The organism is Microbacterium luteum (genome assembly GCF_015277875.1).
Lineage (GTDB): Bacteria > Actinomycetota > Actinomycetes > Actinomycetales > Microbacteriaceae > Microbacterium > Microbacterium luteum.
The window spans coordinates 1,056,434-1,082,697 of the sequence record NZ_CP063814.1 but is presented as its reverse complement, the minus strand read 5'-3'; the positions used below and the strand labels follow the sequence as shown (position 1 = coordinate 1,082,697).

18 protein-coding genes, 2 rRNA genes and 4 pseudogenes are annotated in these 26,264 nt (G+C 66.1%); 10 read left to right on the top strand and 14 right to left on the bottom strand.

Annotated elements, in window-relative coordinates; genetic code table 11:
• Positions 1 to 111 precede the first annotated feature (111 nt).
• The 3 genes from IM777_RS05260 to IM777_RS05250 all read right to left on the bottom strand — a co-directional run bounded on the left by IM777_RS05260 (position 112) and on the right by IM777_RS05250 (position 6,969).
• Positions 112 to 3,219 (bottom strand): 23S ribosomal RNA (locus IM777_RS05260).
• A gap of 392 nt (positions 3,220 to 3,611) precedes the next feature.
• Positions 3,612 to 5,136 (bottom strand): 16S ribosomal RNA (locus IM777_RS05255).
• The 16S and 23S rRNA genes sit together here, the layout of an rRNA operon.
• Positions 5,137 to 5,640: 504 nt before the next feature.
• Positions 5,641 to 6,969, bottom strand: coding sequence for a M20/M25/M40 family metallo-hydrolase (locus IM777_RS05250; protein ID WP_194384884.1), 1,329 nt, complete (start codon positions 6,967 to 6,969; stop codon positions 5,641 to 5,643).
• Between the two features lie 76 nt (positions 6,970 to 7,045).
• On the opposite strand from IM777_RS05250, the gene IM777_RS05245 reads away from it, so the two are divergent.
• The 7 genes from IM777_RS05245 (at position 7,046) to IM777_RS05215 (ending at position 14,371) form a co-directional block, all read left to right on the top strand.
• Positions 7,046 to 8,029 carry a Gfo/Idh/MocA family protein gene (locus tag IM777_RS05245; protein WP_194384883.1) on the top strand — a complete coding sequence of 328 codons (984 nt, stop codon included), beginning with the start codon at positions 7,046 to 7,048 and terminating at the stop codon, positions 8,027 to 8,029.
• A gap of 20 nt (positions 8,030 to 8,049) precedes the next feature.
• Positions 8,050 to 8,904, top strand: a complete 855-nt coding sequence (locus tag IM777_RS05240; protein WP_194384882.1) for an NYN domain-containing protein — start codon at positions 8,050 to 8,052, stop codon at positions 8,902 to 8,904.
• 100 nt (positions 8,905 to 9,004) lie between these two features.
• Positions 9,005 to 10,129 (top strand): ROK family transcriptional regulator, encoded by a 1,125-nt coding sequence (locus tag IM777_RS05235; RefSeq protein WP_237673320.1) that lies wholly within the window; start codon positions 9,005 to 9,007, stop codon positions 10,127 to 10,129.
• Between the two features lie 19 nt (positions 10,130 to 10,148).
• Positions 10,149 to 10,988, top strand: a complete 840-nt coding sequence (locus IM777_RS05230; protein ID WP_419538870.1) for an ATP-binding cassette domain-containing protein — start codon at positions 10,149 to 10,151, stop codon at positions 10,986 to 10,988.
• Positions 10,989 to 11,145: 157 nt separating this feature from the next.
• Complete coding sequence (locus IM777_RS05225) at positions 11,146 to 12,228, top strand: sugar ABC transporter substrate-binding protein (protein WP_228480963.1); 1,083 nt, start codon at positions 11,146 to 11,148, stop codon at positions 12,226 to 12,228.
• 98 nt (positions 12,229 to 12,326) lie between these two features.
• The gene (locus tag IM777_RS05220) at positions 12,327 to 13,103 is read left to right on the top strand and encodes an ATP-binding cassette domain-containing protein (protein ID WP_194384879.1); all 777 of its coding nucleotides are present in this window, start codon (positions 12,327 to 12,329) and stop codon (positions 13,101 to 13,103) included.
• Positions 13,100 to 14,371, top strand: coding sequence for a sugar ABC transporter permease (locus IM777_RS05215; protein ID WP_194384878.1), 1,272 nt, complete (start codon positions 13,100 to 13,102; stop codon positions 14,369 to 14,371). The genes IM777_RS05220 and IM777_RS05215 overlap by 4 nt, the downstream gene beginning before the upstream one ends.
• 56 nt (positions 14,372 to 14,427) lie before the next feature.
• Here IM777_RS05215 and IM777_RS05210 read toward each other — a convergent pair whose 3' ends face one another.
• From IM777_RS05210 to IM777_RS05195, 4 genes are all read right to left on the bottom strand, one after another.
• On the bottom strand, positions 14,428 to 15,951 hold the full coding sequence (locus tag IM777_RS05210) for an ATP-dependent DNA ligase (RefSeq protein WP_194385453.1): 1,524 nt from the start codon (positions 15,949 to 15,951) through the stop codon (positions 14,428 to 14,430).
• A gap of 10 nt (positions 15,952 to 15,961) precedes the next feature.
• Positions 15,962 to 16,369: a DoxX family protein gene (locus tag IM777_RS05205; protein ID WP_194384877.1), complete on the bottom strand. Its 408-nt coding sequence runs from the start codon at positions 16,367 to 16,369 to the stop codon at positions 15,962 to 15,964.
• Positions 16,370 to 16,428: 59 nt separating this feature from the next.
• Entirely contained in the window at positions 16,429 to 18,969 is a 2,541-nt protein-coding gene (locus IM777_RS05200; protein WP_194384876.1) for an ATP-dependent Clp protease ATP-binding subunit, read from the bottom strand.
• A 114-nt stretch (positions 18,970 to 19,083) separates the two neighbouring features.
• Positions 19,084 to 19,539 carry a DUF3817 domain-containing protein gene (locus tag IM777_RS05195; RefSeq protein WP_194384875.1) on the bottom strand — a complete coding sequence of 152 codons (456 nt, stop codon included), beginning with the start codon at positions 19,537 to 19,539 and terminating at the stop codon, positions 19,084 to 19,086.
• 67 nt (positions 19,540 to 19,606) lie between these two features.
• Here IM777_RS05195 and IM777_RS05190 point away from each other — a divergent pair, with 67 nt between their 5' ends.
• A complete protein-coding gene (locus IM777_RS05190; RefSeq protein ID WP_194384874.1) occupies positions 19,607 to 20,710 on the top strand; it encodes a class I SAM-dependent methyltransferase in 1,104 nt (367 codons plus the stop codon).
• A 3-nt stretch (positions 20,711 to 20,713) separates the two neighbouring features.
• Here IM777_RS05190 and IM777_RS05185 read toward each other — a convergent pair whose 3' ends face one another.
• Positions 20,714 to 21,103: a DoxX family protein gene (locus IM777_RS05185; protein ID WP_071044535.1), complete on the bottom strand. Its 390-nt coding sequence runs from the start codon at positions 21,101 to 21,103 to the stop codon at positions 20,714 to 20,716.
• A gap of 120 nt (positions 21,104 to 21,223) precedes the next feature.
• Between IM777_RS05185 and IM777_RS05180 the strand changes: the two genes are divergently transcribed.
• Both IM777_RS05180 and IM777_RS17565 read left to right on the top strand, forming a co-directional pair.
• Positions 21,224 to 22,471 (top strand): alpha/beta hydrolase family protein, encoded by a 1,248-nt coding sequence (locus IM777_RS05180; protein ID WP_194384873.1) that lies wholly within the window; start codon positions 21,224 to 21,226, stop codon positions 22,469 to 22,471.
• Between the two features lie 96 nt (positions 22,472 to 22,567).
• Positions 22,568 to 23,002, top strand: a complete 435-nt coding sequence (locus IM777_RS17565; RefSeq protein ID WP_390178922.1) for a helix-turn-helix domain-containing protein — start codon at positions 22,568 to 22,570, stop codon at positions 23,000 to 23,002.
• 94 nt (positions 23,003 to 23,096) lie between these two features.
• On the opposite strand, the gene IM777_RS05170 is transcribed toward IM777_RS17565, so the two are convergent.
• The 6 genes and pseudogenes from IM777_RS05170 to IM777_RS17555 all read right to left on the bottom strand — a co-directional run bounded on the left by IM777_RS05170 (position 23,097) and on the right by IM777_RS17555 (position 26,241).
• Complete coding sequence (locus IM777_RS05170) at positions 23,097 to 23,483, bottom strand: hypothetical protein (RefSeq protein WP_194384871.1); 387 nt, start codon at positions 23,481 to 23,483, stop codon at positions 23,097 to 23,099.
• 113 nt (positions 23,484 to 23,596) lie between these two features.
• Positions 23,597 to 23,881: pseudogene (locus IM777_RS05165) on the bottom strand (integrase core domain-containing protein); the annotation flags it as partial.
• Between the two features lie 7 nt (positions 23,882 to 23,888).
• Positions 23,889 to 25,284 (bottom strand): annotated as a pseudogene (locus IM777_RS17160) (IS30 family transposase).
• Between the two features lie 49 nt (positions 25,285 to 25,333).
• A pseudogene (locus IM777_RS17650) lies at positions 25,334 to 25,624 on the bottom strand (transposase); the annotation flags it as partial.
• A 30-nt stretch (positions 25,625 to 25,654) separates the two neighbouring features.
• Positions 25,655 to 25,933, bottom strand: a pseudogene (locus tag IM777_RS17645) (transposase); the annotation flags it as partial.
• Positions 25,934 to 25,953: 20 nt separating this feature from the next.
• A complete protein-coding gene (locus IM777_RS17555; protein ID WP_061683390.1) occupies positions 25,954 to 26,241 on the bottom strand; it encodes an IS3 family transposase in 288 nt (95 codons plus the stop codon).
• Positions 26,242 to 26,264 lie beyond the last annotated feature (23 nt).

The following is a 26,264-nucleotide window of genomic DNA, read 5'->3' as shown; positions in this document are numbered from 1 at the left end:
ACACTATCGATGTTTCAGTGTGTCACAACAAAAGATGTTGTTGTGGGTTTCCGACCGTACATCGGGAACCACACGGTGGACGCGAGTCACGCTAAAGAAATAGCGCAAAGTGTTATCAAGTCATCGGCTTATTAGTACCGGTCAGCTGCACGCATTACTGCGCTTCCACATCCGGCCTATCAACCCAGTAGTCTGGCTGGGAGCCTCTCACCCCGAAGGGTATGGAAGTCTCATCTTGAGGCCGGCTTCCCGCTTAGATGCTTTCAGCGGTTATCCATCCCGAACGTAGCTAATCAGCGGTGCTCCTGGCGGAACAACTGACACACCAGAGGTTCGTCCAACCCGGTCCTCTCGTACTAGGGTCAGATCCTCTCAAACTTCCTACGCGCGCAGCGGATAGGGACCGAACTGTCTCACGACGTTCTAAACCCAGCTCGCGTACCGCTTTAATGGGCGAACAGCCCAACCCTTGGGACCTACTCCAGCCCCAGGATGCGACGAGCCGACATCGAGGTGCCAAACCATGCCGTCGATATGGACTCTTGGGCAAGATCAGCCTGTTATCCCCGAGGTACCTTTTATCCGTTGAGCGACAGCGCTTCCACAAGCCACTGCCGGATCACTAGTCCCGACTTTCGTCCCTGCTCGACCTGTCAGTCTCACAGTCAAGCTCCCTTGTGCACTTACACTCGCCACCTGATTGCCAACCAGGTTGAGGGAACCTTTGGGCGCCTCCGTTACATTTTGGGAGGCAACCGCCCCAGTTAAACTACCCACCAGGCACTGTCCCTGAACCGGATTACGGTTCGAAGTTAGACATCCAGAGTGACCAGAGTGGTATTTCAACAACGACTCCACAAACACTGGCGTGTCTGCTTCACAGTCTCCCACCTATCCTACACAAGCCACACCGAACACCAATACCAAGCTGTAGTAAAGGTCACGGGGTCTTTCCGTCCTGCTGCGCGTAACGAGCATCTTTACTCGTAATGCAATTTCGCCGAGTTCGTGGTTGAGACAGTTGGGAAGTCGTTACGCCATTCGTGCAGGTCGGAACTTACCCGACAAGGAATTTCGCTACCTTAGGATGGTTATAGTTACCACCGCCGTTTACTGGGGCTTAAATTCTGAGCTTCGCCTTACGGCTAACCCGTCCTCTTAACCTTCCAGCACCGGGCAGGCGTCAGTCCGTATACATCGTCTTGCGACTTGGCACGGACCTGTGTTTTTAGTAAACAGTCGCTACCCACTGGTCTCTGCGGCCACCACACCCTTTCGGAGTAAATCCTAATAAGTGGATGGCCCCCCTTCTCCCGAAGTTACGGGGGCATTTTGCCGAGTTCCTTAACCACGATTCTCTCGATCTCCTTAGTATTCTCTACCTGACCACCTGAGTCGGTTTGGGGTACGGGCAGCTAGAACCTCGCGTCGATGCTTTTCTCGGCAGCATAGGATCACCCACTTTTCATCCGCATCGTGTCTCAGCCTCAATGAGTGACGGATTTACCTACCACTCGGCCTACGCACTTGCACCAGGACAACCATCGCCTGGCTTGGGCTACCTTCCTGCGTCACACCTGTTAATACGCTAGCCGCACCAGCATGGGGTCGAGCGTTCGCCAGGACGGCTTCACCCCGAAGGGATCCACACATTCCTGGTTAGGACTCTTAGCACCACTGGATTAGCTGGGGCGGTTCTTCGCCGGTACGGGAATATCAACCCGTTGTCCATCGACTACGCCTGTCGGCCTCGCCTTAGGTCCCGACTTACCCAGGGAAGATTAGCTTGACCCTGGAACCCTTGGTCTTTCGGAGGACGTGTTTCTCACACGTCTTTCGCTACTCATGCCTGCATTCTCACTCGTGTGGCCTCCACGGCTGGGTCACCCCGCCGCTTCACTGCCCACGACGCTCTCTCTACCCATCAACACGGCTGGACCACGAAGGCCTACCAATAATGTCAATGCCACAACTTCGGTGGCGTGCTTGAGCCCCGTTACATTGTCGGCGCGGAATCACTTGACCAGTGAGCTATTACGCACTCTTTCAAGGGTGGCTGCTTCTAAGCCAACCTCCTGGTTGTCTGAGCAACTCCACATCCTTTCCCACTTAGCACGCGCTTAGGGACCTTAGTTGGTGGTCTGGGTTGTTTCCCTCTCGACTATGAAGCTTATCCCCCACAGTCTCACTGCTGCGCTCTCACTTACCGGCATTCGGAGTTTGGCTGACGTCAGTAACCTTGTAGGGCCCATCGGCCATCCAGTAGCTCTACCTCCGGCAAGAAACACGCAACGCTGCACCTAAATGCATTTCGGAGAGAACCAGCTATCACGAAGTTTGATTGGCCTTTCACCCCTATCCACAGCTCATCCCCTCAGTTTTCAACCTAAGTGGGTTCGGTCCTCCACGACGTCTTACCGTCGCTTCAACCTGGCCATGGATAGATCACTTCGCTTCGGGTCTAGGACACGCGACTGAAACGCCCTGTTCAGACTCGCTTTCGCTACGGCTACCCCACACGGGTTAACCTCGCCACGTATCGCTAACTCGCAGGCTCATTCTTCAAAAGGCACGCTGTCACCCCTGCTAAGGAGGCTCCAACGGTTTGTAAGCAAACGGTTTCAGGTACTATTTCACTCCCCTCCCGGGGTACTTTTCACCTTTCCCTCACGGTACTTGTCCGCTATCGGTCATCTGGGAGTATTTAGGCTTATCAGGTGGTCCTGACAGATTCACACGGGATTTCTCGGGCCCCGTGCTACTTGGGATACACGCCACGCTGAAACACGCATTTCGACTACGGGGCTGGCACCCACTCTGGCCGGCCTTTCAAGACCGTTCGTCTACACGCTTCCATCACGTCGGCCACCCGGCAGGATGACCAAGCACGTCCCACAACCCCTCACACGCAACGCCTGCCGGCTATCACACGCATAAGGTTTAGCCTCATCCGATTTCGCTCGCCACTACTCACGGAATCACGGTTGTTTTCTCTTCCTGTGGGTACTGAGATGTTTCACTTCCCCACGTTCCCTCTACCCGCCCTATACATTCAGGCGGGAGTCACCAGGTCAGCACGCCGCCTGGCGGGGTTTCCCCATTCGGACACCCTCGGATCAAAACTCGCTTATCAGTTCCCCGAGGCTTATCGCAGATTGCTACGTCCTTCTTCGGCTCCAGATGCCAAGGCATCCACCGTTTGCTCTTAAAGACTTGAAATCACATGAGCTGATCTATCGATCAAAAAATCGCTATTTCAAAAACACACAAACATGTGTCTTTAAGATGCTCGCGTCCACTGTGTAGTTCTCAAAGTACGGGCGGTACCCCCTCCGACATCCCCCACACGGGAGACACCAAAAAAGGGGCCCAGAGAGTCAGCCACCACCCCCACCCCGAAGAGCAGAAGCAGCACCCGGTCCCTCAGGACCCAACAGCGTGCATGCACCCCACCGAACACCCAGACCGTTCCAGCCACCGAAGCGACGTACTAAACCCGAGCACCCGAACAGGATGCCTCGTCATATGTTCCACCCATGAGCTAACCGGCAACACACATTCGGTGTTGACCCGGCGCCTGGACACCCCGAAGAGTGCCAGAAGCTCCTTAGAAAGGAGGTGATCCAGCCGCACCTTCCGGTACGGCTACCTTGTTACGACTTAGTCCTAATTACCGATCCCACCTTCGACGGCTCCCTCCACAAGGGTTAGGCCACCGGCTTCAGGTGTTACCGACTTTCATGACTTGACGGGCGGTGTGTACAAGACCCGGGAACGTATTCACCGCAGCGTTGCTGATCTGCGATTACTAGCGACTCCGACTTCATGAGGTCGAGTTGCAGACCTCAATCCGAACTGGGACCGGCTTTTTGGGATTCGCTCCACCTCGCGGTATCGCAGCCCATTGTACCGGCCATTGTAGCATGCGTGAAGCCCAAGACATAAGGGGCATGATGATTTGACGTCATCCCCACCTTCCTCCGAGTTGACCCCGGCAGTATCCCATGAGTTCCCACCATAACGTGCTGGCAACATAGAACGAGGGTTGCGCTCGTTGCGGGACTTAACCCAACATCTCACGACACGAGCTGACGACAACCATGCACCACCTGTTCACCAGTGTCCAAAGAGTTGACCATTTCTGGCCCGTTCTGGTGTATGTCAAGCCTTGGTAAGGTTCTTCGCGTTGCATCGAATTAATCCGCATGCTCCGCCGCTTGTGCGGGTCCCCGTCAATTCCTTTGAGTTTTAGCCTTGCGGCCGTACTCCCCAGGCGGGGAACTTAATGCGTTAGCTACGTCACGGAATCCGTGGAAAGGACCCCACAACTAGTTCCCAACGTTTACGGGGTGGACTACCAGGGTATCTAAGCCTGTTTGCTCCCCACCCTTTCGCTCCTCAGCGTCAGTAACGGCCCAGAGATCTGCCTTCGCCATCGGTGTTCCTCCTGATATCTGCGCATTCCACCGCTACACCAGGAATTCCAATCTCCCCTACCGCACTCTAGTCTGCCCGTACCCACTGCAAGCCCGAGGTTGAGCCTCGGAATTTCACAGCAGACGCGACAGACCGCCTACGAGCTCTTTACGCCCAATAATTCCGGATAACGCTTGCGCCCTACGTATTACCGCGGCTGCTGGCACGTAGTTAGCCGGCGCTTTTTCTGCAGGTACCGTCACCCGAAGGCTTCTTCCCTACCAAAAGAGGTTTACAACCCGAAGGCCGTCATCCCTCACGCGGCGTTGCTGCATCAGGCTTGCGCCCATTGTGCAATATTCCCCACTGCTGCCTCCCGTAGGAGTCTGGGCCGTGTCTCAGTCCCAGTGTGGCCGGTCACCCTCTCAGGCCGGCTACCCGTCGACGCCTTGGTGAGCCATTACCTCACCAACAAGCTGATAGGCCGCGAGCCCATCCCAAACCGAAAAAGTCTTTCCAACCCCCACCATGCGATGAGAGCTCATATCCAGTATTAGACGCCGTTTCCAGCGCTTATCCCAGAGTCCAGGGCAGGTTGCTCACGTGTTACTCACCCGTTCGCCACTGATCCACCAAGCAAGCTTGGCTTCACCGTTCGACTTGCATGTGTTAAGCACGCCGCCAGCGTTCATCCTGAGCCAGGATCAAACTCTCCGTAAAAAACGAAAGCCACACGCAGGTCGGAATAAGACCACACATGCGACGAGTTCAATCATGACCAAACGGATGCCATCACTGACAATCCAAAATTGATCCAAAGGAATCTCAAACCACAAAAAAGTGGCCGAGGTTATTTGGCATATGACAAGTGCACGCTGTTGAGTTCTCAAAGATCGGGCGCACCAACCAACCCGCAACCAAGCAGGCCCAGAAGGGCAACTTCACAATCATACCCCACCCACACCACACACACAAACCCAGCACGCTGTCACACGAACCAGGAGGGAGTGCCATCCGATGAAGGAGAGGAACCCATCCTAGACCCGAAGGCCACGACACTCAACGAGCATCTGTTTCAGAAGGGGGTGGTCCGCTACTTGAGGGGGCGGGGCCTTCCGGCCGCTCCGCTCTCCCCTTTGGGGCGAACAACAAGAACATTACGTCCCCACCCACCCCCACGCAAAACCACACCACACCCCGGGCGTGTCGTGCGGGTCGCGCGTGTCACGATGCTTCGAGAAGAGCCCGGTAGAAGCCGATTCCTCGGTGCCAGACATCGATTCGGATGCGCTCGTCGTGCGCGTGCAGCGCCTCGCGTTCGGCTCGGGTCAGGTGGAAGGGCGTGAAGCGGTAGACGTGGTCGCTGATCCGCGTGAACCAGCGGCTGTCGCTGGCGCCCAGTTGCAGGTAGGGGGTCGTGACGACGTCCGTGCCGAGGGTCTCCCCCACGGCTCGCGCGATCCGCTGCCACGCCTCCCCTCGCCACGGCGAGACCGGCGAGGGCTCCGAACCTCGGCGCACCTCGATGTCCACCCCGGGGTCGGCGATCACCCTGCGCACCCTCGCGGTCGCCTCATCGATGGTGTCTCCGGTGAGAAGGCGCACGTTGACGGCGGCGCGCGCCGTCGTCGCGAGCACATTCTCGCCCGGCGCACCGCTGAGCTGCGTGACCACGGCGGTCGTCCGCACGATCGCGCGCATCTCGGGCCCGAGCGCTCCGAAGGCGCGCACGAGGAGGGGCGCGGTGAGACCGGTGTGGGAGAACACCGCGCGCAACGGCTGAGGCACGTGAGGTGCGAGGGTGGCGAGCATGGCCCGCACGGGCGGGACCAGTCGCACCGGGAACGGATGACGATGGAGGCGCACGATCGCGCGCGCCAGGCGCGCGGTGGCCGGAGTGCGCGGCGGCGTCGACGCGTGACCGCCGTCTTCGCGTGCGGTCAGCACGAGCGTCATGATCCCGCGCTCGGCGACACCCACCATCGCTGTCGGCACGGTGACGCCGGGGATCACTCCCTCGACGACCGCGCCGCCCTCATCGAGCACGAGGCCCGGTCGGACGCCGCGCTCGGCGAGCCTGTCGACCATGGCGCCCGCGCCGTCGCCGGCGGTCTCCTCGTTGTGCCCGAACGCCAGGTACACGTCGCGTTCCGGTGTGAAGCCGTCCGTGAGAAGGGCTTCGACGGCCTCCAAGATCGCCACGAGCGCACCCTTGTCGTCGATCGCTCCGCGCGCATGGATCGCCGCATCCGCGCCGTCACCGAGAACGGTCGGGTCGAACGGCGGCGTCTGCCACTCCTCGTCGACGACGGGCACGACATCCTGATGCGCCATGAGCACGAGAGGCTGCTCGTCCGTGGAACCCGGCCACCGGTACAGCCGCGAGTACCCGGCCACGATCTCGAGCTCGAGGCGCTCGTGGACCAGCGGGTAGAGGCGCTCGAGGGCCTCGGCGAAGCGGTCGAAGGCCGATCGGTCCACCTGGGACTCGTCGGCGAAGGAGACGGTCGGGATGGCCAGAAGCTCGCGGAACCGCTCGAGGGAGGCTGTCACCCGTCGAGCGTATCGAGCGCGGACCGCGCGGGGCACTCACCTCGATTCCACCGGCGGCGGTCGATACAGTCGACGCATGACCGGACTTCGTTGGGGAATCCTCGCCACGGGCGGCATCGCCCACGCCTTCGCCCGCGACCTGCGCACCGCGGGTCTGGACCTGCGGGCCGTCGGATCGCGCCGACTCGAGGGCGCCCGCGCTTTCGCGGAGGAATTCGACGTCGCTCGCGTGCACGGCTCGTACGAGGCGCTCGCCGCCGATGACGAGATCGACATCGTCTACATCGCCACTCCTCACCCGATGCACGCCGAGAACGCGCTGCTGCTACTGGAGCACGGCAAGCACGTCCTCATCGAGAAGCCGTTCACGCTGAACGCCGACCAGGCGATCGCGGTCCGCGACCTGGCCCGCGCGAAGGGGCTCCTGGCGATGGAGGCGATGTGGACCCGGTACCTGCCGCACATGATCCGCATCCACGAGATCATCGAAGCCGGAACGCTGGGCGAGATCCGCGCGGTGTTCGCCGACCACACGCAGCGGATCTCCGATGACCCCGCCCACCGGCTCAACGCCCTCGAGCTCGGCGGCGGCGCGCTGCTGGACCTCGGCATCTATCCCGTGTCGTTCGCCTGGGACATGCTCGGGGCACCGACGTCGATCGCGGCGACCGCGCGCCTGGGCGGAACGGGCGCGGACACGGAGGCGGCGACCATCTTCACCCACGCGTCCGGCGCCGTCTCGACCACGCTGTCGTCGTCGCGCGCGGCCGGCCCGAACACGGCCCACGTGGTCGGAACCGAGGGCCGCATCGACATCGACCGCGTCTGGTACACCCCGACGTCCTTCCGCGTCACAGCGCCCGACGGCACGGTGCTGGAGGAATTCGTCTCCGACATCGAGGGGCGCGGGATGCAGTTCCAGGCCCTCGCGGCAGAGGAGATCATCGCCGACGGCGCCACCGACTCCGAGCGCCTGCCGATCGACGAGACGGTGGCCATCATGGAGACTCTTGACGCCGTCCGGCGTCAGATCGGCCTGCGTTACCCCGAAGAGCATTGATCACCGAGCGAGGAGCCGCCGTGGCCGATCTGCAGAGCCAGCGCGTCGCCGTCTACATCGACTTCGACAACATCGTCATGTCCTGGTACGACCGCGTGCACGGACGCAACGCATACTCGCGCGACCGCCAGAAGATCATGCAGGACCCCACGGCGTCAGAGATCGCCGAGCGGCTCTCGGAGGCGACCATCGATGTCGGCGCGATCATCGACTACGCGACATCGTTCGGCACGCTCGTCCTGACCCGCGCGTACGCCGACTGGTCCTCGCCGGTCAACGCGGAGTACCAGACGCAGCTGGTCGCCCGCGCGGTGGACCTGGTGCAGCTGTTCCCCGCCGCTGCCTACGGCAAGAACGGCGCCGACATCCGGCTCGCTGTCGACACCGTGGAGGACATGTTCCGGCTGGAGGACCTCACGCACGTGGTCATCGTGGCCGGCGACAGCGACTACGTGCCGCTCGCGCAGCGATGCAAGCGCCTGGGGCGCTACGTCGTGGGCGTCGGCGTCTCGGGTTCGACGGCGAAGTCGCTCGCGGCGGCGTGCGACACCTTCGACGCCTACGACACGCTCCCCGGCGTGACCGCCCCGTCGGCCGACACCACGGGGACCCGCAAGAGCCGAGGACGCAAGAAGACGGTGGACCCCGGTGCCGACCTCCTGGAAAGAGCGCTCCGCCTGGAGAACGACAAGGAGGCCGCCGAGTGGCAGCACGCCTCGGCGGTGAAGAGCCTCATCAAGCGACTCGACCCCTCGTTCAGCGAGAAGACGCTCGGGCACAAGAGCTTCACCGACTTCGTCAAAGCGCACCCGAAGGTCGCGGAGATGGATGAGTCCGGCAACATCGTGCTCATCAGGCTGGCCGCCGACGGCTGAGATCGCCGTCGCGGCGGGGAGTACAGTGTGGGCTGTGGCCCGCCGACACGCCGCTCCGCCAGGCTCGCAGGCGTCCCTGCGAGAGGCGAACCGTGCCCGCGTGCTGGATTCGCTGAAGCGGCACGGCCGTCTCACGCAGATCGAGCTCGCCGGTGTGACGGGCCTCTCTCCGGCCAGCGTGTCCAACATCGTCAAGGAGCTGACGGCAGCCGGCGTGCTCCACACCTCCTTCACGTCGCGCAGCGGCCGTCGGGCGACGCTCGTCTCGCTTGCGCACTCGGTGGGGCTCGTCGCCGGTGTGCACTTCAGCTCACGTCAGCTGAACATCGCGATCGCCGACGCGACCCGCACCGTCGTCACCCACACGACGCTCCCTCTCGCCCTGGACCACCGGCACGACGCGGAGCTGGATCGGCTCGCCCTGCTGCTGGGCGATCTCACCGAGTCGCTCGGCGGCTCCCTCGGCGACCTGCACGCCGTGGGGCTGGCTCTCCCGGCACCGATCGATCCGCGCACGCACACGGTCTCAACGCCCGGACTCCTGCCCGGGTGGGAGGACATCGACATCGCGCAGGCGCTCACCGGACGCATCGCCCGCCCGGTCTTCGTCGACAGCGAAGCGAACCTGGGCGGCCTCGCGGAGGCGCGCGAGGGATCGGCGCGCGACGTCTCCTCGGCGGTCTACATCCGCGTCGGCCACACCGTGTCGGGCGGCATCGTCGCGGGCGGCGATCTCTTCCACGGCGCGAGCGGCAAAGCGGGGCAGATCGGTCACATCACGATCGACGAGAACGGGCCGGTGTGCCGTTGCAGCAACCGCGGGTGTCTCGAGACCTACGTGGGCGGACCGGCGCTCCTGTCGGCCTTCCCCCCTGCGGAGGGCATGCACCGATTGAGCGATCTGCTCCTCGCTGCGGATGACGGCGACGCCGCGGCGCAACGCGTCATCGCCGATGCGGGGCGCCACCTCGGTGTCGCCGCCGCGAGCGTGTGCAACCTGTTCGATCCGGAGCGCATCGTGATCGGGGGCGAACTCGCCGCAGCGGGCGAGATCCTCATGGCGCCGATGCGCCACGCCCTCGAGCGCTCCGCCCTCACCTCACCCGCGGGCCTGCCCGACATCATCGGCGCGTCGTTCGGCGATTGGGCCGAGACGCGCGGGGCGATCGCGCTCGCCCTCGAGCACGTCGATGTCGGCGCGGACGCCGTCGCCGCATCCGCATGAGAGCATGTCGAGGATGTCGATGACGAATCCCCGCGGGACCCGCTCGCACGAGCGCATCCTCACCATGCGCGGCATCGGCAAGCGGTTTCGGGCGGTCAAGGCGCTCACCGACGTCGACTTCTGGGTCGACGCGGGCGAGGTCGTGGCGCTGGTGGGCGACAACGGCGCGGGCAAGTCGACACTCGTCAAGGTGCTCTCCGGCGTCTACGCACCGGACGCCGGGTCGGTCGAATTCGACGGTGCCGCCGTCGACATCACCAGCCCCGTCGTCGCGCACGACCTCGGCATCGCGACGGTGTTCCAGGACCTCGCGCTGTGCGACAACCTCGATGTGGTCGCGAACCTCTGGCTCGGCCGCGAGATCGTCGACGGCTCCGCGTTGAACGAGGTCGAGATGGAGCAGCGCACGTGGGCGCTCATGCGCGAACTGTCCGCGAGGCTCCCCTCCGTGCGCGAGCCGGTCGCGATGCTCTCGGGCGGTCAACGTCAGACCGTCGCGATCGCCCGCTCTCTCATCGGCGACCCGCGTGTGGTGATCCTCGACGAGCCCACCGCTGCGCTCGGCGTCGCGCAGACGGCGGAGGTCCTCAACCTCATCGTGCGGCTGCGGGAGCGCGGCCACGGCGTCGTGCTCATCAGCCACAACATGGCCGACGTGATGGCCGTCGCCGATCGCGTCTTCGTGCTGCGACTCGGGCGGAACAACGGCGTCTTCGACGTCGCCGACATCACCAGCGAGACCCTCATCTCCGCGATCACGGGGGCGCGGAGCGGTCCGGCGACGACCCCACCGGAGCCGGCCGAGAATGTCGTCCCGCTGCGCCCCGGAAGCGAACGCGAACGCCGCCGAGGCCTCTGATCGTCAGAGCCGACAAGGTGGCTGCACGCCGGCCGGCATCGCGTTGCGAAAGCGTTATGTTCACGTCTTGACGCCAAGGGGTCCGATTCTTCATCATCAATTTATGTCTTGAACTCAAGCAGAGTTCGGACGTCGCAGGTTCAACGAAGAAAGGCGAATGATGAAGAAGTCTGCTCTGCTGTCCGCGGTCGCACTCGGGGGTGCCGCCGCGGTCCTGCTCGCCGGATGTTCCAGCTCCGGCGGCGACACGGGCGGAGGCGAAGACACCGGGGGCACAGACGCGGCCGGCACGCGCGCCTGCGTCATCCTCCCCGACGCGGCGTCGTCGCCGCGCTGGGAGAACTTCGACCGCACGTACCTCCAGGAAGGTCTGACGGCCGCCGGTTTCGACGTCGACATCCAGAACGCCCAGGGCGACACCGCCAAGTACGCCACGATCGCCGACCAGCAGCTCACCCAGGGTTGCGGCGTCATGCTCCTGGTCGACTACAACGGCGCGGGCGCCGCGGTGACCGCCCAGGCGCAGGCCGAGGGCATCCCGGTCATCGCCTACGACCGCCCCATCGAAGGAGCCGACTACTACGTCTCCTTCGACAACGTCGAGGTCGGCCGTCTCGAGGGCCAGGCCGTCCTGGACGGACTCGAAGCGGCGGGCACGGACCCCGCCGAGGCGGTCGTGGTCTACATGGGCGGCGACCCCGCCGACGGCAACGCGGCGATGTTCCGCTCCGGCGCCGTCGAGGTGATGGAGGGCGCGGGCATCACCGCCGCCGCCGAGCCTCCCGGGGTCTGGGACGGCGAGAAGTCGGCCACCAACTTCGAGCAGGCGCTGACCTCGCTCGGCGGTGAAGTGGACGGCGTCTGGGCGGCCAACGACACCAACGCCGCCGGTGTCATCACCATCCTCCAGAAGAACAACCTCGAGGGTGTCGCGGTCTCCGGCCAGGACGCGAACGTCGCGGGCCTGCAGAACATCCTTCTCGGATGGCAGACCGCAACGGTCTACAAGCCGGTGAAGATCGAGGCCGATGCGGCGGTCGAGGTGGCGGTGGCCCTGCTCAACGGCGAGGCCCCCGAAGCCGATCAGCAGCTCGACGACGGCACTCCCTACATCGCCGTGACCCCGCAGCTGGTCGGTCCCGAGCAGGTCAAGGATGTCGTCGCCGCGGGCGACGCGTCCGCAGAAGAGATCTGCACGGGCGACGTCGCGGAGAAGTGCGAGGAGTACGGCGTCGAGTGATCGATGCCCTGGGGGTCCCTCGCCTGCGGGCGAGGGACCCCCGCTCTCCGCGGCGCATCCGCGCCGCCTGACAGCGTGGTCGAGCGAAAGGAGTGGGCGTGGACGTGCCCATCATCGAACTGCGGGACGTGAAGAAGAGCTTCGGTCCCGTGAGCGTCCTCAAGGGCGTGAATCTGAAGGCGTATCCGGGCAAAGTGACCGCCCTCGTCGGCGACAACGGAGCCGGCAAGTCGACGCTCATCAAGGGGCTCGCCGGCGTGCAGCCGTACGACGGCGGCGACATCCTCTTCGACGGCTCCACCGTGGAGCTGAACAACCCGCGTGAAGCGTCGCGGTTGGGCGTCGAAGTCGTCTACCAGGACCTGGCCCTGTGCGACAACCTCGACATCGTGCAGAACATGTTCCTCGGACGCGAGGAGACCTCGGTCGGCACCTTCGACGAGGGACGCATGGAGCGGGAGGCATCGGACACCCTCCGCTCCCTCTCGGTGCGAACGGTGAAGTCGGTGCGCCAGCGCGTCTCGAGCCTGTCCGGCGGGCAGCGTCAGACCGTCGCGATCGCCCGCGCGGTGCTGAAGAACGCTCGCGTGGTGATCCTCGACGAGCCGACAGCGGCGCTCGGCGTCGCGCAGACCGCGCAGGTGCTCAGCCTCGTGACCCGGCTCGCCGAGCAGGGTGTCGCCGTCATCATCATCAGCCACAACCTCGCCGACGTCTTCAAGGTCGCGGACTACATCGCCGTGCTGTATCTCGGTACGCTCGTCGCCGAGCTGCCGACGGCGGACACGACGTACGACGACGTGATCGGCTACATCACCGGCAGCAAGACCTACGGCGGCGACGCCGCGGTCGTCGAGGCAGGAGACGCGGAATGACCACTCCCGGAAGCAACGTCCCGGCCGACACCAGCACGGTGTCCGACCTCATCGGAAGCGGGCAGGAAGGCACCGTCCGCGACCAGGTGATGGCGTGGTGGCAGCGCGTGCGCGCCGGCGACATGGGCGCCCTGCCCGCCATCGGCGGTCTCGTGGTGCTCGCGCTGCTGTTCACCTTCCTGAGTCCGTTCTTCCTCACCGAGCGCAACTTCGCCAACCTCATCACGCAGGCGGCGACGCTCGTGATGCTCGCGATGGCGTTGGTGTTCGTGCTGCTCCTCGGCGAGATCGACCTGTCCGCCGGTGTCACCAGCGGCATGACGATGGCGCTGTTCATCGTTCTCGTGAACGTCCACGGCGTCGATTGGGTGCTCGCGCTCCTCATCGCGTTCGCGGCGGGCATTGCGACCGGAACCTTCATCGGATTCTTCGTCGCGAGAGTCGGGATCCCCTCCTTCGTCGTGACATTGGGTCTGTTCCTCGGCTACCAGGGGGTGACCCTGTTCATCATCGGATCCGGCGGTCTGTACCGCGTGCAGATTCCGGAGATCACCGCCATCCAGAACGGCAACCTGCCGGTCTGGGCGGGCTGGGTGATGCTCGTGGTGATCCTCGCGATCGCGGCCGGAACCTCGTTCTGGGACCGCACCCGGCGCACGAAGGCCGGGGTGCCCAACCGCACCATCGCGCTTGTGTGGATCAAGCTCGGCGTCATCGCCGTCGTCGGCGGCGGCGTGGTCTGGGTGCTGAACCAGAACCGCGGCCAGTCGGTGGGCGTGGTCGAGGGCGTGCCGATCGTCGTGCCGATCGTGCTGGCGATCCTGTGGATCGGCACCTTCCTGCTCGACCGCACCAAGTTCGGGCGGTACATCTACGCCATCGGCGGCAACGCCGAGGCCGCCCGTCGCGCGGGCGTGAAGGTCGTCGTGATCAAGTGGAGCGCGTTCATCGTGTGCTCGACGCTCGCCGTGGTCTCGGGTCTGTTCAGCATCTCGAAGGTCGGGTCGGTGGATGCCGCCGCGGGCCGAGAGATCGTGCTCAGCGGCGTCGCGGCCGCGGTCGTCGGCGGCGTCAGCCTGTTCGGCGGCAAGGGACGTCTCACCCACGCCGCGATCGGCGCGCTCGTGATCGCCGTGATCGCGAACGGCCTGGGGCTGCTGCGGATGCCGGCGGGGCTGAACCTCATCGTCACCGGCGCGGTGCTCATCCTCGCCGCGACCGTGGACGCGCTGTCGAGACTGCGCTCGGGCGGCACCGTGCGCACCTGACACCGGATGCGGTTCCCTGACGGCGCCGGCGGCATCGCCCCGGCGCCGTCAGGCGTTCACCCACGCAGGAGTGCGCGGACCGTGGCGATCGTGTCGGTGTCGGCGGGCGACTTGTCGGGGCGGTACCCGCGCACGCGGGCGAAACGCAGCGCCACTCCCCCGGTATAGCGCTGCGAGCGTTGCACGCCGTCGATCGCGATCTCGACGACCGTCTCCGGACGAACCGCGATGCCGCCGGGCACCTCCCCGGTCGCAAGCTCCGGGAAGTGCGTCGTCTGCCACCGCAGCAGGTCGTCGGTCAGCCCTTTGAAGGTCTTGCCGACCATGACGAACCCGCCCGGCTCACCGAACTCCCCGTCATCGTCGCGCGCACCCAGGTGCAGGTTCGACAGCATCCCGGCACGGCGACCCGATCCCCATTCGATCCCGAGCACCGCGAGGTCGAGGGTGATGACGGGCTTGACCTTGATCCAGCCCGAGCCCCGCCGCCCGGCGGAGTACAGACTGCCGGCCGCCTTCACGACGACGCCTTCGTGCCCCGCGGCGAGCGCCTCCTCGGAGAAGCGGACGGCGGCATCGTCGTCGTCGGTGACGAGGCCGGGGACGCACCAGCGCCCGGCCACGCGGGCGAGGGTGTCCCGCCGCGTCGTGAGCGGCTCGTCGAGCAGATCGCGTCCGTCGACGCGCAGCACGTCGAAGAACCAGGGCTGGAGGGCGATCTGCGCCGCGGCCTCGGACCCGAACCGCGCCATCGTGTCCTGGAACGGCCGCGGCCCACCGTCCTCGTCGAGCGCGAGCGTCTCTCCGTCGAGGATCGCGTCGTCCACCGGCATCGCACGGACCGCCTCGACGATCTCCGGCACGCGGTGCGTGATGTCCGCGAGACCGCGCGTGTAGACGCGCACATCCTCACCGCGGCGGTGCACCTGGATGCGCGCGCCGTCGAGCTTGTACTCGACCACCGCGGGGCCGGTCGCTGCCAGCGCCTCCGGCACCGTCTGCGCCGTGCCCGCCAGCATCGGCAGCACGGGGCGCCCCACCTCGAGGGCGACCGCGTCGAGGTCGGACGCGTTGCCGGAGAGGGCGATCACGGCCGTTTCACCGAGGTCGCCCGTGAGCATCGCGGCACGCCGCACCGCCGCGAGCGACCGATCGGCAGCCACGGCGATCGCGTCGACGACGACTCCCTGCAGGGCACCGGTGCGCAGCTCGCCGAGGATCACCCGCACCAGGAAGTCCCACTCGGCAGCGGTGGCCGAGGCGGCGAGAGCGTCGAGCTCTGCCGCGCGTCGCGCGCCGACGCCGTCTCCGGCGAGGCCCGCGAGCCGTTCGAAGGCCGCATCGACGTCGCCGACGGTGAGCGTCGCGACCTCGGCGTGTGCCGCGGCGCGCGAGCGGATCGATCGCCATCCGACCCCGAGGCGTCCCTGTCGCGGAGCCGCGATCAGCATGCCGACGACGGCGCGCAGATCGTCGACCGCCGCCCGGCGCAGGAGATCGGCCACGAGGGCGATCTTCGTGGAGCGCGAGCGGGTCGCCGTCAGGGCGTCGGCGGTCGCGACGACATCGGCGAGCAGCAGCACCGCGACCTCACCGCCGCCCGGTCGACCAGAGCGCCCATGCCACGAGGAGCGGCTGCAGGAACAGTCTTGCGAACCGCGCCCGATCGGTGCGGAGCATCGGTGCCGATCGCCCGGTACGCCACTGATGCACATTGCCGGGCAGAACGGCCCCGAAGAACGCCGCGATCGCCGCACCGACGCGGGGGCGGTCTGCCGGGAACGCGATGAGCGCCGCACCCAGCATGATCTCCGCCGCGCCCGAGGCGACGACGATCATGTCCTTGTCGGTGCGGAGGAGCCTGGTCGCCCAGTCGGGGACCACGATGCGGTAGCCGCGCCGCCCCCACGTGAGGTGGGACACCCCGGCGGCGACGAGAAGCGCCGCCAGGAGGTAACGGGCAACGGATCGCAGGGATTCGATCGGACCGCGGCTCATGACACGAGCATGCCTCATCCGCTCCCCCTCGGGGCCGGATGAGGCATGCTCGCGTCGGATCAGGCGGCCAGCGGCGTGCGCGCCCGGTGGGCCGTGACTGCGATGCCGTCTTCGACGAGGTCGACCGACACCGCGCCGCCCTCGTCGAGGTCTCCCGAGACGAACAGCTCGGCGATGCGGTCATCGATCTCGCGCTGGATCCGCCGGCGCAGCGGTCGCGCACCGTACTCCGGCTCGTAGCCGAGCTCGGCGAGCCGCGCCACCGCGGCATCGGTGATCTGGAACGCGACGGACCGCGCGCCGAGCCGCCGCTCGGTGGCATCCAGCAGGACGCGCACGATCTGCTGGAGCTGCGCGGACTCGAGCTTGCGGAACAGGACGATCTCGTCGATCCGGTTGAGGAATTCCGGTCGCATCGCCTCGCGGAGCTTGCCCATCACCCGATCGCGCAGGTCCTTCTCCGAACCGAACCCGGTCGCTCCCCCGCCGTCGGCGAGGAATCCGATCGCGCCGCCCCGCGACGCGAGGAACTCCGAGCCCAGGTTCGAGGTCATCACGACGACGGTGTTGCGGAAGTCGACCGTGCGCCCCTGACCGTCGGTCAGGCGCCCGTCGTCGAGAACCTGCAGCAGCACATTGAACACGTCGGGGTGCGCCTTCTCGATCTCGTCGAACAGCACGACCGAGTAGGGGTTGCGCCGCACGCGTTCGGTGAGCTGCCCGGCCTCGTCGAAGCCGACGTAGCCGGGAGGGGCCCCGACCAGACGTGACACGGTGTGACGCTCGCCGAACTCGCTCATGTCGAAGCGCACGACCGCCTGGTCGTCATCGAAGAGCGACTCCGCGAGCGCCTTCGCCAGCTCGGTCTTGCCGACGCCGGTCGGGCCGAGGAACAGGAACGACCCGACGGGTCGACGCTCGTCGCCCATGCCGGTGCGGTTGCGTCGCACCGCGCGGGCAACGGCGGCGACGGCGTCATCCTGTCCGATGACGCGCTCGTGCAGCTCGCTCTCCAGCGCGCCGAGGCGCTCGCGCTCCGTCTCGGTCAAGCGACTCACGGGGATGCCGGTCGCACGACTGATGACCGCAGCGATCTGCGGCTCGTCGACCACCGTCGACACGTCGTGGCCCTCACGCGCCGCCCGTTCGATCTCAGCCTGCACCTCGGCGAGGCGGTCGCGCAGCACCGACGCCTCCTCGTACTGCTCGGCGGTCACGGCGGCGTTCTTCTCCGCCTCGAGTGCGGCAGCCTCGGTCACGAGGTCGGAGACGTCGACCTTCGCGCCGAGACGGAGGCGCAGGCGCGCACCCGCCTGATCGATGAGGTCGATGGCCTTGTCAGGCAGCACGCGATCGCCGAGATAGCGGTCACTGAGCTCCACCGCGGCGCGGAGCGCGTCGGGCGTGTAGGTGATTCCGTGGTGCTCCTCGTACGCGGGCGCGAGCCCCTCGAGGATGCGGATCGCGTCTTCGGGCGACGGCTCGCCCACCCGCACGGGCTGGAACCGACGTTCCAGCGCCGGGTCCTTCTCGATCGCGCGGTACTCCTTGAGCGTGGTCGCGCCGATGAGGTGCAGGTCGCCGCGCGCGAGGCGGGGCTTCAGGATGTTCCCCGCATCCATGCCGCCGTCGCCGCCGCCTCCGGCGCCGACGACGGCGTGCACCTCGTCGATGAAGACGACGATCTCGTCGCGGTGCGCGGAGATCTCATCCATCGTCTGCGTGAGGCGCTCCTCGAAGTCTCCGCGGTAGCGGGTGCCGGCGAGCATCGCGGGCAGATCGAGGACGATCACCCGTTTGTCCGTCAGTTGCGCCGGAACGCTGCCGGCGGCCACCGCCAGGGCGAGTCCCTCGACGATCGCCGTCTTGCCGACGCCGGCTTCTCCGACGAGCACGGGGTTGTTCTTCGTGCGACGACTGAGGATCTCGACCGTCTGCTCGATCTCGTCGGCACGGCCGATGACCGGGTCGAGCGCGCCTTCGCGTGCCCGCGCGGTGAGGTCCGTGCCGAAGCGGTCGAGCATCGGCGTCGACGACGATGCCATTCCGTCTTCCGGCGCCTCGGCGTCGCCCGACACGGTCTCACGAACTTCCTGGGTCAGAGACTCCGCGGTCACGCCGGCGCGCGCGAGGATCTGCCCCGCGGGAGTGTCCTGTGCGAGCACGAGGGCGAAGAACAGGTGCTCGGGGTCGACATAGGTCGATCCGGACGAGCGCGCCACCTGGTAGGCGTGGAAGAGCGCTCGTTGCACCGACGGGGTGATCACCGCGCCATCGACATGCGCTCGGTGCGAGGCCGCCGGCAGCCGGTCCTCCGCGGCGCGGACGATCGCCGCCGCGTCGGCGCCGACGCGCTCGACCGCGTCTTTCGCCGGCGAACGGTCGACGAGCACACGCAGAACGTGCAGCGCGTCGAGTTCCTGCTGGCCCCGTTCGAGCGCGTATCGACCTGCGGCCTGCAGGATCTGCTGCGTCGCCGCACCGAGGAATCGACTGAGGTCGATCGATCGCTCGGCGCGGGCGCGCTCGCCCGCGAGATAGCGTGCGAGGAACTCGTCGAAGGCGCTGTGGCCTTCGTCGGGGGTGAAGTCTTCGGGCATTCCCGCTCCTTGCATCAAAGATGAGTCAAGCGACCTCAACTTTAAGAGTTGAGCGATCACTTATCAACTTCAACGCAGGAGGAGGCTGACTATTCCGAGGCGCCGAGATCCGCCTCACTTCCCTCCGGGCGGGCCGACGACCAGGAGAACGGCGAAGACGACGGCAACCGCCGCCACGAGGAACAGCGCGAGCACCCATGGCCGCCGCAGGAACCACCGCATCAGCGGGTCGTACCAACGGTCCGCCTCGGGGCCGGGCGCGATTCGCCAGGGGCCGTCGAGACGCCCGGCACGGTGCAGCCAGATCTCCGTCGGGATGGTCGCATAGGGGATGACGGCACTCACGACGGCCACGATCGTCGGCCACATCCGCCATCGCTGGTTCATCGCCACCAGCACGGCCGTGGCGCCGTAGGAGAGGAACACGAATCCGTGGATGCCGCCGCCGATCGTCACCGCGATCGGGAGGTCGAGCGTCGCACGCAGGATCAGTCCTGCGATGAGGAGCGTCCAGGACACCGCTTCGGCGAAGGCGAGGACACGGAACAGGGAAAGAGGTGTGCGGAACACGAGTACTCCAGATCGGTCGTCTCCACCCTAAGCGGGCGGGTGACGCGCCACGGTCTAGCGTGGAAGCGTGCACCCTGAGCTCGATCGCCTGCGGCGGCGCCCCGACCTCGAGGCCCCGGGACTGGTCGCGGTCGACGCCGCCGACCGGCTCATCCTCGACCACTCCGCGGCGGCGCGCGAGAACGCCGAATCCGGCGCCGTGTGCGTGATCGGCGACGCTTACGGCGCGCTCACCCTCGGCGCCGCACTCGCCGGCGCCACCGGCATCCGCGTCCACCAGGATGCGCTCACCGGGGAGCGGGCGCTCGCCGCCAACGCCGACGACCTCGCCCCCTCGCACGCCTATCGGTCTCTCGCCCTGACGGCCGAGCTCGTGCGGGGAGCCCGCGTGGTGCTGCTCCGCCTGCCGCGCTCGCTCGACCAGCTCGACGACATCGCCGGGATCATCGCCGCCCACGCCGCTCCCGACGTCACGGTGTTCGCCGGCGGACGCCTCAAGCACATGAGCGTCGCCATGAACGACGTGCTCGCCCGCCGATTCGGCCGCGTGGACGTCACCCACGCGAGACAGAAGTCCCGGGTGCTCGTCGCGCGAGGCCCACACGACGGCGCGGATCCGACACCGCGGCAGGAAACGCACGAGGGCATCACCGCGTGCGCGTTCGGCGGGGCGTTCGCCGGCACGTCGATCGACATCGGCACCCGGCTGCTGCTGGCGCACCTGCCCGCCCCGACGCATCGGCCGGTCATCGACATGGCGTGCGGCACCGGGGTCGTGGCCGCCTCCTGGGCGACCCGGCATCCGCATGCCCGGGTGATCGCGGCCGATCAGTCGGCCATCGCCGTGGCCTCCGCGAAGGCCACGGTCGCCGCCAACGGCGTCGCCGGTCGAGTCGAGGTCGTGCGAGATGACATGCTCGGTGCGCAGCCCGACCGATCGGCATCTCTCATCGCCCTCAATCCGCCGTTCCACTCGGGCGCAGCCGTCACCGACAGGATCGCGCCGCTCATGTTCGCCGACGCCGCGCGCGTGCTCGCGCCGGGCGGAGAACTGTGGACCGTGTGGAACTCTTCGCTCGGGTACCGCGCTGCGCTGGAGCGCATCGTCGGCCCGACTCGCCAGATCGCCCGCAACGCCAAGTTCACCCTGACCGCGTCGACCCGGCGATGATGCTCACGCGCGGCCGTCGCGCGTGCACCACCACGCCCAGCAGACCAGCACCGGCTGGAAGAACAGTCGAGCCAGACGCTTCGCATCGGTGTCGAGGCCGAACCCGTCTCGTCCACGCGTGAACTGCTCGACGTTTCCCGGGAAGATCGCGATGAAGAACGCGGCCAGGAGCGCGCCCACGCGCCGGCGCGAGGCGGGCAGCGCCACCAGTGCCGTGCCGAACATCACCTCCACCACGCCGGATGCGACGACGACGGCGTCCCGGTCGAGGCCGGTCTTCTCGACCGCGAAGTCCGGAACCTGAGCCTGGAACTCCTTGCGTGCCCAGAACAGGTGACTGATGCCCGCGAACACCATCGCGGCGGCCAGGAGCCATCGGGAGAAGGTCTTCATGCCTCTGACTCAATCACGTCGGCGGCAGCTGCCGGAAGCCCTTGCCGGACCGAGGCCTTGTGTGCGCACCGAAGCGATGCTTTGCTGGCGGCGTCCACCGACGGAAAAGGGCGAAATCCCATGACCACCGATGCACCGACGCCGCCCCGGGATCTGCTGTCGTCCCCCTTCGCGGGAGGATTCGCCACCGATCCGGGATTCGACTTCGATGTTCGCCTCGCGATCGGACACAGCGTGCACGGCGGGGGCGACCCGGGCGAGATTCTCGCTGCTGCGGGCCCGGTGGGAGCGGGCGACACCGCCGGATGGTTCTCCGCATGGCGCGACCTCGGCGAACGGGTGCTCGACGAGGCGGATGACGCCGCTGCGACCGGCCATCACGCCACCGCGGCGGCGCGCCACCTGCGCGCCGCGAACTACCTGGGCTTTGCCGTGTCCGCGGCGGCCGCGCTACCCGACGGCGACACGTTGCTGACCACGTTCCGCACCCATCGTCGCGCGTGGGACGCGTTCGTCGATGGGTGCGGGCATCCTGTCGCACGCATCACCGTTCCTCATGGCGGGCAACCTCTGCCGGGAGCACTGTTCTTGCCCGTGGGCGCCGGTCCACACCGCACACTGGTGCTGAACAACGGCAGCGATGAGGCGATCAGCCGGCTGTGGACCGATCTCGGCCGACCGGCGCTCGCGCGCGGCTGGGCCGTGTTCGTCTTCGACGGCCCCGGGCAGCAGTCACAGCTCTTCGAACACGGTGTCCCGTTCCGCCCGGACTGGGAGGCGGTACTTGCTCCGGTCGTGGACGCCCTCGTCGCACGCGATGACGTCGATGAGGCACGTCTCGCGGTGTGGGGAGTGAGCCAAGCGGGGTACTGGGTGCCGCGTGCGCTCACGGTGGAGCAGCGGTTCGCCGCGGCCGTCGTCGACCCCGGCGTCGTCGACGTCTCGACCAGCTGGTTCGCTCACCTGCCCCGGGAACTCGTCGATCTGCTCGACGGCGGCGACCCGGACGCGTTCGACGAGTACCTGCGCCAGGGACTCACTCCCGACTCCCCCGAGGCGGCGATGATGCGGTTCCGGGCGCGGCCGTACGGCGTCGGCGAGAGCTTCGGGGCGGCGTTCCGCGCCGTGCGCGCCTACCGCCTGTCGCAGGAGCAGGCCGCCGACATCCGCACGCCGCTGCTGATCACCGACCCCGACGGCGAGCAGTTCTGGCCGGGCCAGTCGGCTACCCTCGCGGCGATGACGCCAGAGGTGTCCGCGCTGGAACGCTTCACGGCCGCGGAGGGCGGCGCGATGCACTGCGAGCCGCTCGCGCGTCTGCGCGTGGCCGAGACGGTCCTCGACTGGCTGGACGACACCGTCGGGTGACGACGCGAAGGGACTCGGCCGTCTCCGGTCGCGAGCCCCTCCGTGGGTGGAGACTTCTTCTTAGAAGTCCCAGTTCTAGTTGAGGAGCGCGGAATCATGCGGCTTCTGAAGCCAACTTGCGACCCCGTGCCCTCTGCGTGCCCCTCCCGCGTAGGAAGCCAAATCAGCCACTCCGACGGGAGATCGGCACACACCCAAGTCTACTGGCCGAGTCGTGAGCGCAGAAGTTCTAGTACGTTGCAAACCGTGCTCCCCGCTGGACTCAAACCGACCGTGCAACAGCGATTCGATCGGCTAGAAGCGGTGTGGAACCAGGCGAGGCTGGGCATCGGCGACAGCGGAGAGCCCCAGCGGGAGGCCGACTTCGATGTCGTCACAGAGCCAAGTAGAACAGCTAGAACGCCTCCCACGCCGGAGGAAGTGGAAGCTATTAGAACGGCGAGGGCCAGCGGTGAAAGCGTCCGCTCCATCGCCGAGCGGTTCGACAAGCACCGCAGCACGGTGTGGCGGTATACGAAGGACAACCGATAGGCGGCACGCATCCCGACTGTCGAGCGACGCCTCGTGGAACTCCATCTGGTCTTCACCTCAGCTGCGATGATGGAGGCCCGCGACGAACATGCGACTAGGAATCCATGACTGGAGCATCGTTCAAGTCGAGGGCGTTCATGTACGCATCGATGTCAACAGCCGCGACGGTGCCAACCTTTTGCAGGCGACCGAACAGTCGGATGAGGAAGAACATCAGCGTCACGTCGGGCTCGCTGTACTCCGGCGAACTTGTTGGGGTGTCTTCTATCCGGTTGAACGAGACTCCTCGCAAGGCACAGCCGATGTCTACCCGGCGGGCGTCGCTTAGTTCTAGCAACGCATTCACAGCGGCCTTTCCTTCTAGATCGGCCCAGCCGCTCCGCGTGGTCAGTAGTCCGCCGAGGATTGGAATGGGTGGCTTGGGGTCGTACGTGCCTCCCGCATGGGCGATGTTGACCGACGTGCGGGTCAGTTCGCGCACACTAGCGATCTTCTTCCCTGCGTACTCCAGAAACTTCCTGTTTATTTCTTGCTTCACTTCGAAAACTGCGTGGGTCTGCCCCGAGTCTTGTTGACAGTCGGGGGTTGGGGTGATCAGGCCGCTTCTGCGTCCTTGTAGATCATCTCAAACTCGACGGGGGTGAGTTTGCCGAGGCCGCGTTGGCGGCGCCTGCGGTTGTATTTCGTCTCGATCCAGGTGACCATCGCGAGGCGAAGATCGGCGCGGGTGTCCCAGCGCCTCGTGTCGAGCACGTTCTTTTGGAGGAGGCTGAAAAAGCTCTCCATGCTCGCGTTGTCACCGGCCCCGTAAGACCGGCCCATGGAGCCGACGAGGCCGTTGTTGCGGAGCAGGTTCTGGGTGCGTTTCGCGCGGAACTGACCGGGTTCAACCGGTCGTTGCAACACCGGCTTGTTGGAGCAACAGTAGCTGCTCGTTGAAGGCTTCGGCGGGGGTCTTCCATCCGAGTGACTTGCGGGGCCTGGTGTTGAGGGCGTGAGCGACGGCTTCGATGTCTTCCGCGCTCCACCGGGCCAGGTCGGTGCCCTTGGGAAAGTACTGGCGTAGCAGGCCGTTGGTGTTCTCGTTGGTGCCGCGCTGCCAGGGCGACTGCGGATCGGCGAAGAACACCGGGATGCCGGTCTCGACCGTGAACGTTGCGTGAGCGGACATCTCCTTGCCGCGATCCCAGGTCAACGACCGTGCCAGTTGGGTGGGGAGTGTCGACATCGTGTTCGCCAGCGCGTTCTTCATCGTGATCGCGCCATAGCCAGCCAGGGCGGGACCATTCTTGGGTGTCTCCTTGTGCCGGTATCCCTCCTCGCGTGGGAGGTGGACGAGCATCGTGAACCTGGTCATGCGGTCGACGACGGTGCCGATCGCGGAACGCTCCAGCCCGATCAGCAGATCGCCTTCCCAATGGCCGGGAACAGCGCGGTCCTCAGCTTCAGGAGGGCGTTCGCTGATCAGGGTTCCGGGAGTGACGTGCGCCCACGTCTTACGACGTGAGCGTTCCCGCGGTGCGCGAAGCGCCCGGCCCGTGCGCAGACACCAGACGAGCTCGCGTTTGAGCGCGCCACGGCCCTGAATGTAGAGCGACTGGTAGATCGCTTCGTGGCTGATGCGCATGGACTCATCATCGGGGAAGTCGACCTTGAGTCGGTTGCTGATCTGCTCCGGACTCCACGCCGTCGACCACCCGCGATGCTTGCGGGCGGCTTGTTGATCCCCGTGAACCGCGGCGGCTCGGGACCGACGATGATCTTGCCATCAGGTGTGGTGATCTGCCCGGATAGCCGCTCGTGGACGTAGGCATGCAACCGGGCGTTCGTGACCAGCTTCGCCGCCTTCGGACGCTTCGCGGCCATGTCAGCCTTCCACTGCGCGACCGATGCTCGATACCGCGACTTCCGTAGCGGACGGCCGCATTCCGGCGCAGCTCACGGGAGATCGTCCCCGGGTCACGGCCTATAGTTCGGGCGATCTCGCGCACCCCGCTTCCCTGAGCACGCAGGAGCGCGATCTCCTCACGCTCAGCGAACGACAGGTAGCGTCCGGTTGGCGTGAACTTCAGGTCGAACGGCGGCATGCCGCCAGCGTTGCGGAACCACCGCTGACCGACCGCTTGCGCCACGCCGACCACGGCAGCAGCCTCGATGGGCAGCAACCCCTTGGCGATCTCGGCCCAGAACGCTGCCTCGACATGCCGCTGGAACTTCGGATGCCCAGGCGACCGAAGCTTCGGCCGCTCCGCCCGATCTGCTGCCTGCTGACGACGAACCATCTGACACCTCCGCGATCACGAGGTGTTGCGACGACCAGTTGAATCCGCCCTGGCCGCCTCTGTCGGAGTGGCAGATCGTGCCGCCAGGTGAGCGCAGCGCGATCGCGTTGCGCATCGCCGCCCGCGCGAGAGATGACTTCATGCGGGTGTCGATGGAGTAGCCGACGATCTTGTTCGACCAGACGTCCTTGATCGCGCAGATGTAGAGCTTGCCTTCTCTGGTCGGGTGTTCCGAGATGTCCCACAGCCAGACCCTGTTCGGCCCGTCGGCGACGAACTCGTGCCGGATGACACCGTGCTCGTCGACCACGGCGAGCAGGTCGTCGTGCGGCGCGGGTCCGGTGCTGCCGGGCTTGCTGCGCTTCTTGTGGTGCGATGCGTGGATCCCCGCGATCCGGCAGAGTCGGTGCACCCGGTTCTCGCTCGCGGTGACCCCGTGCTCGGACTCGAGCTCGTCGGTGAGGAACCGGTACCCGAGGGTGTCGTCGTCCGCATGGAGGTCGTAGAGCACGTCGATCACGTGCGCATCGTCCCAGTCCCTGTCGGAGACCGGGGCTTTGAGCCACTGGTAGTACCCCTGCCTGGACAGGCCGAGGACCCGCAACGCCACCGCGACCGGCACCCTCACGGGAGCGCCGGCCGCAGCCATCTCGTGGACGAGCGGGAAGACTATTTTCCCGGCAGGTTCGCCTGCGACAGATACGCCGCAGCCCGCCGCAGCACCTCGTTCTCCTGCTCCAACAGCCGGATCCGCTTGTTCGCCTCACGCAGCTGCTTGCGCTCGTCGTCGGTCAGGCCGGCACGCTTGCCGTCCTCGACGTCGGCCTGCTTCATCCAGTTGCTCAGCGATCCTTCGGAGATACCGAAGTCCTTCGCGATCTGCGCCAACGGCGCTTGACCCTTCCGGGCCACGGCCACGACATCATCGCGGAACTCTCGGGGATAGGGCTTTGCCACAAGAACATCCTTCCAGCGAGAAC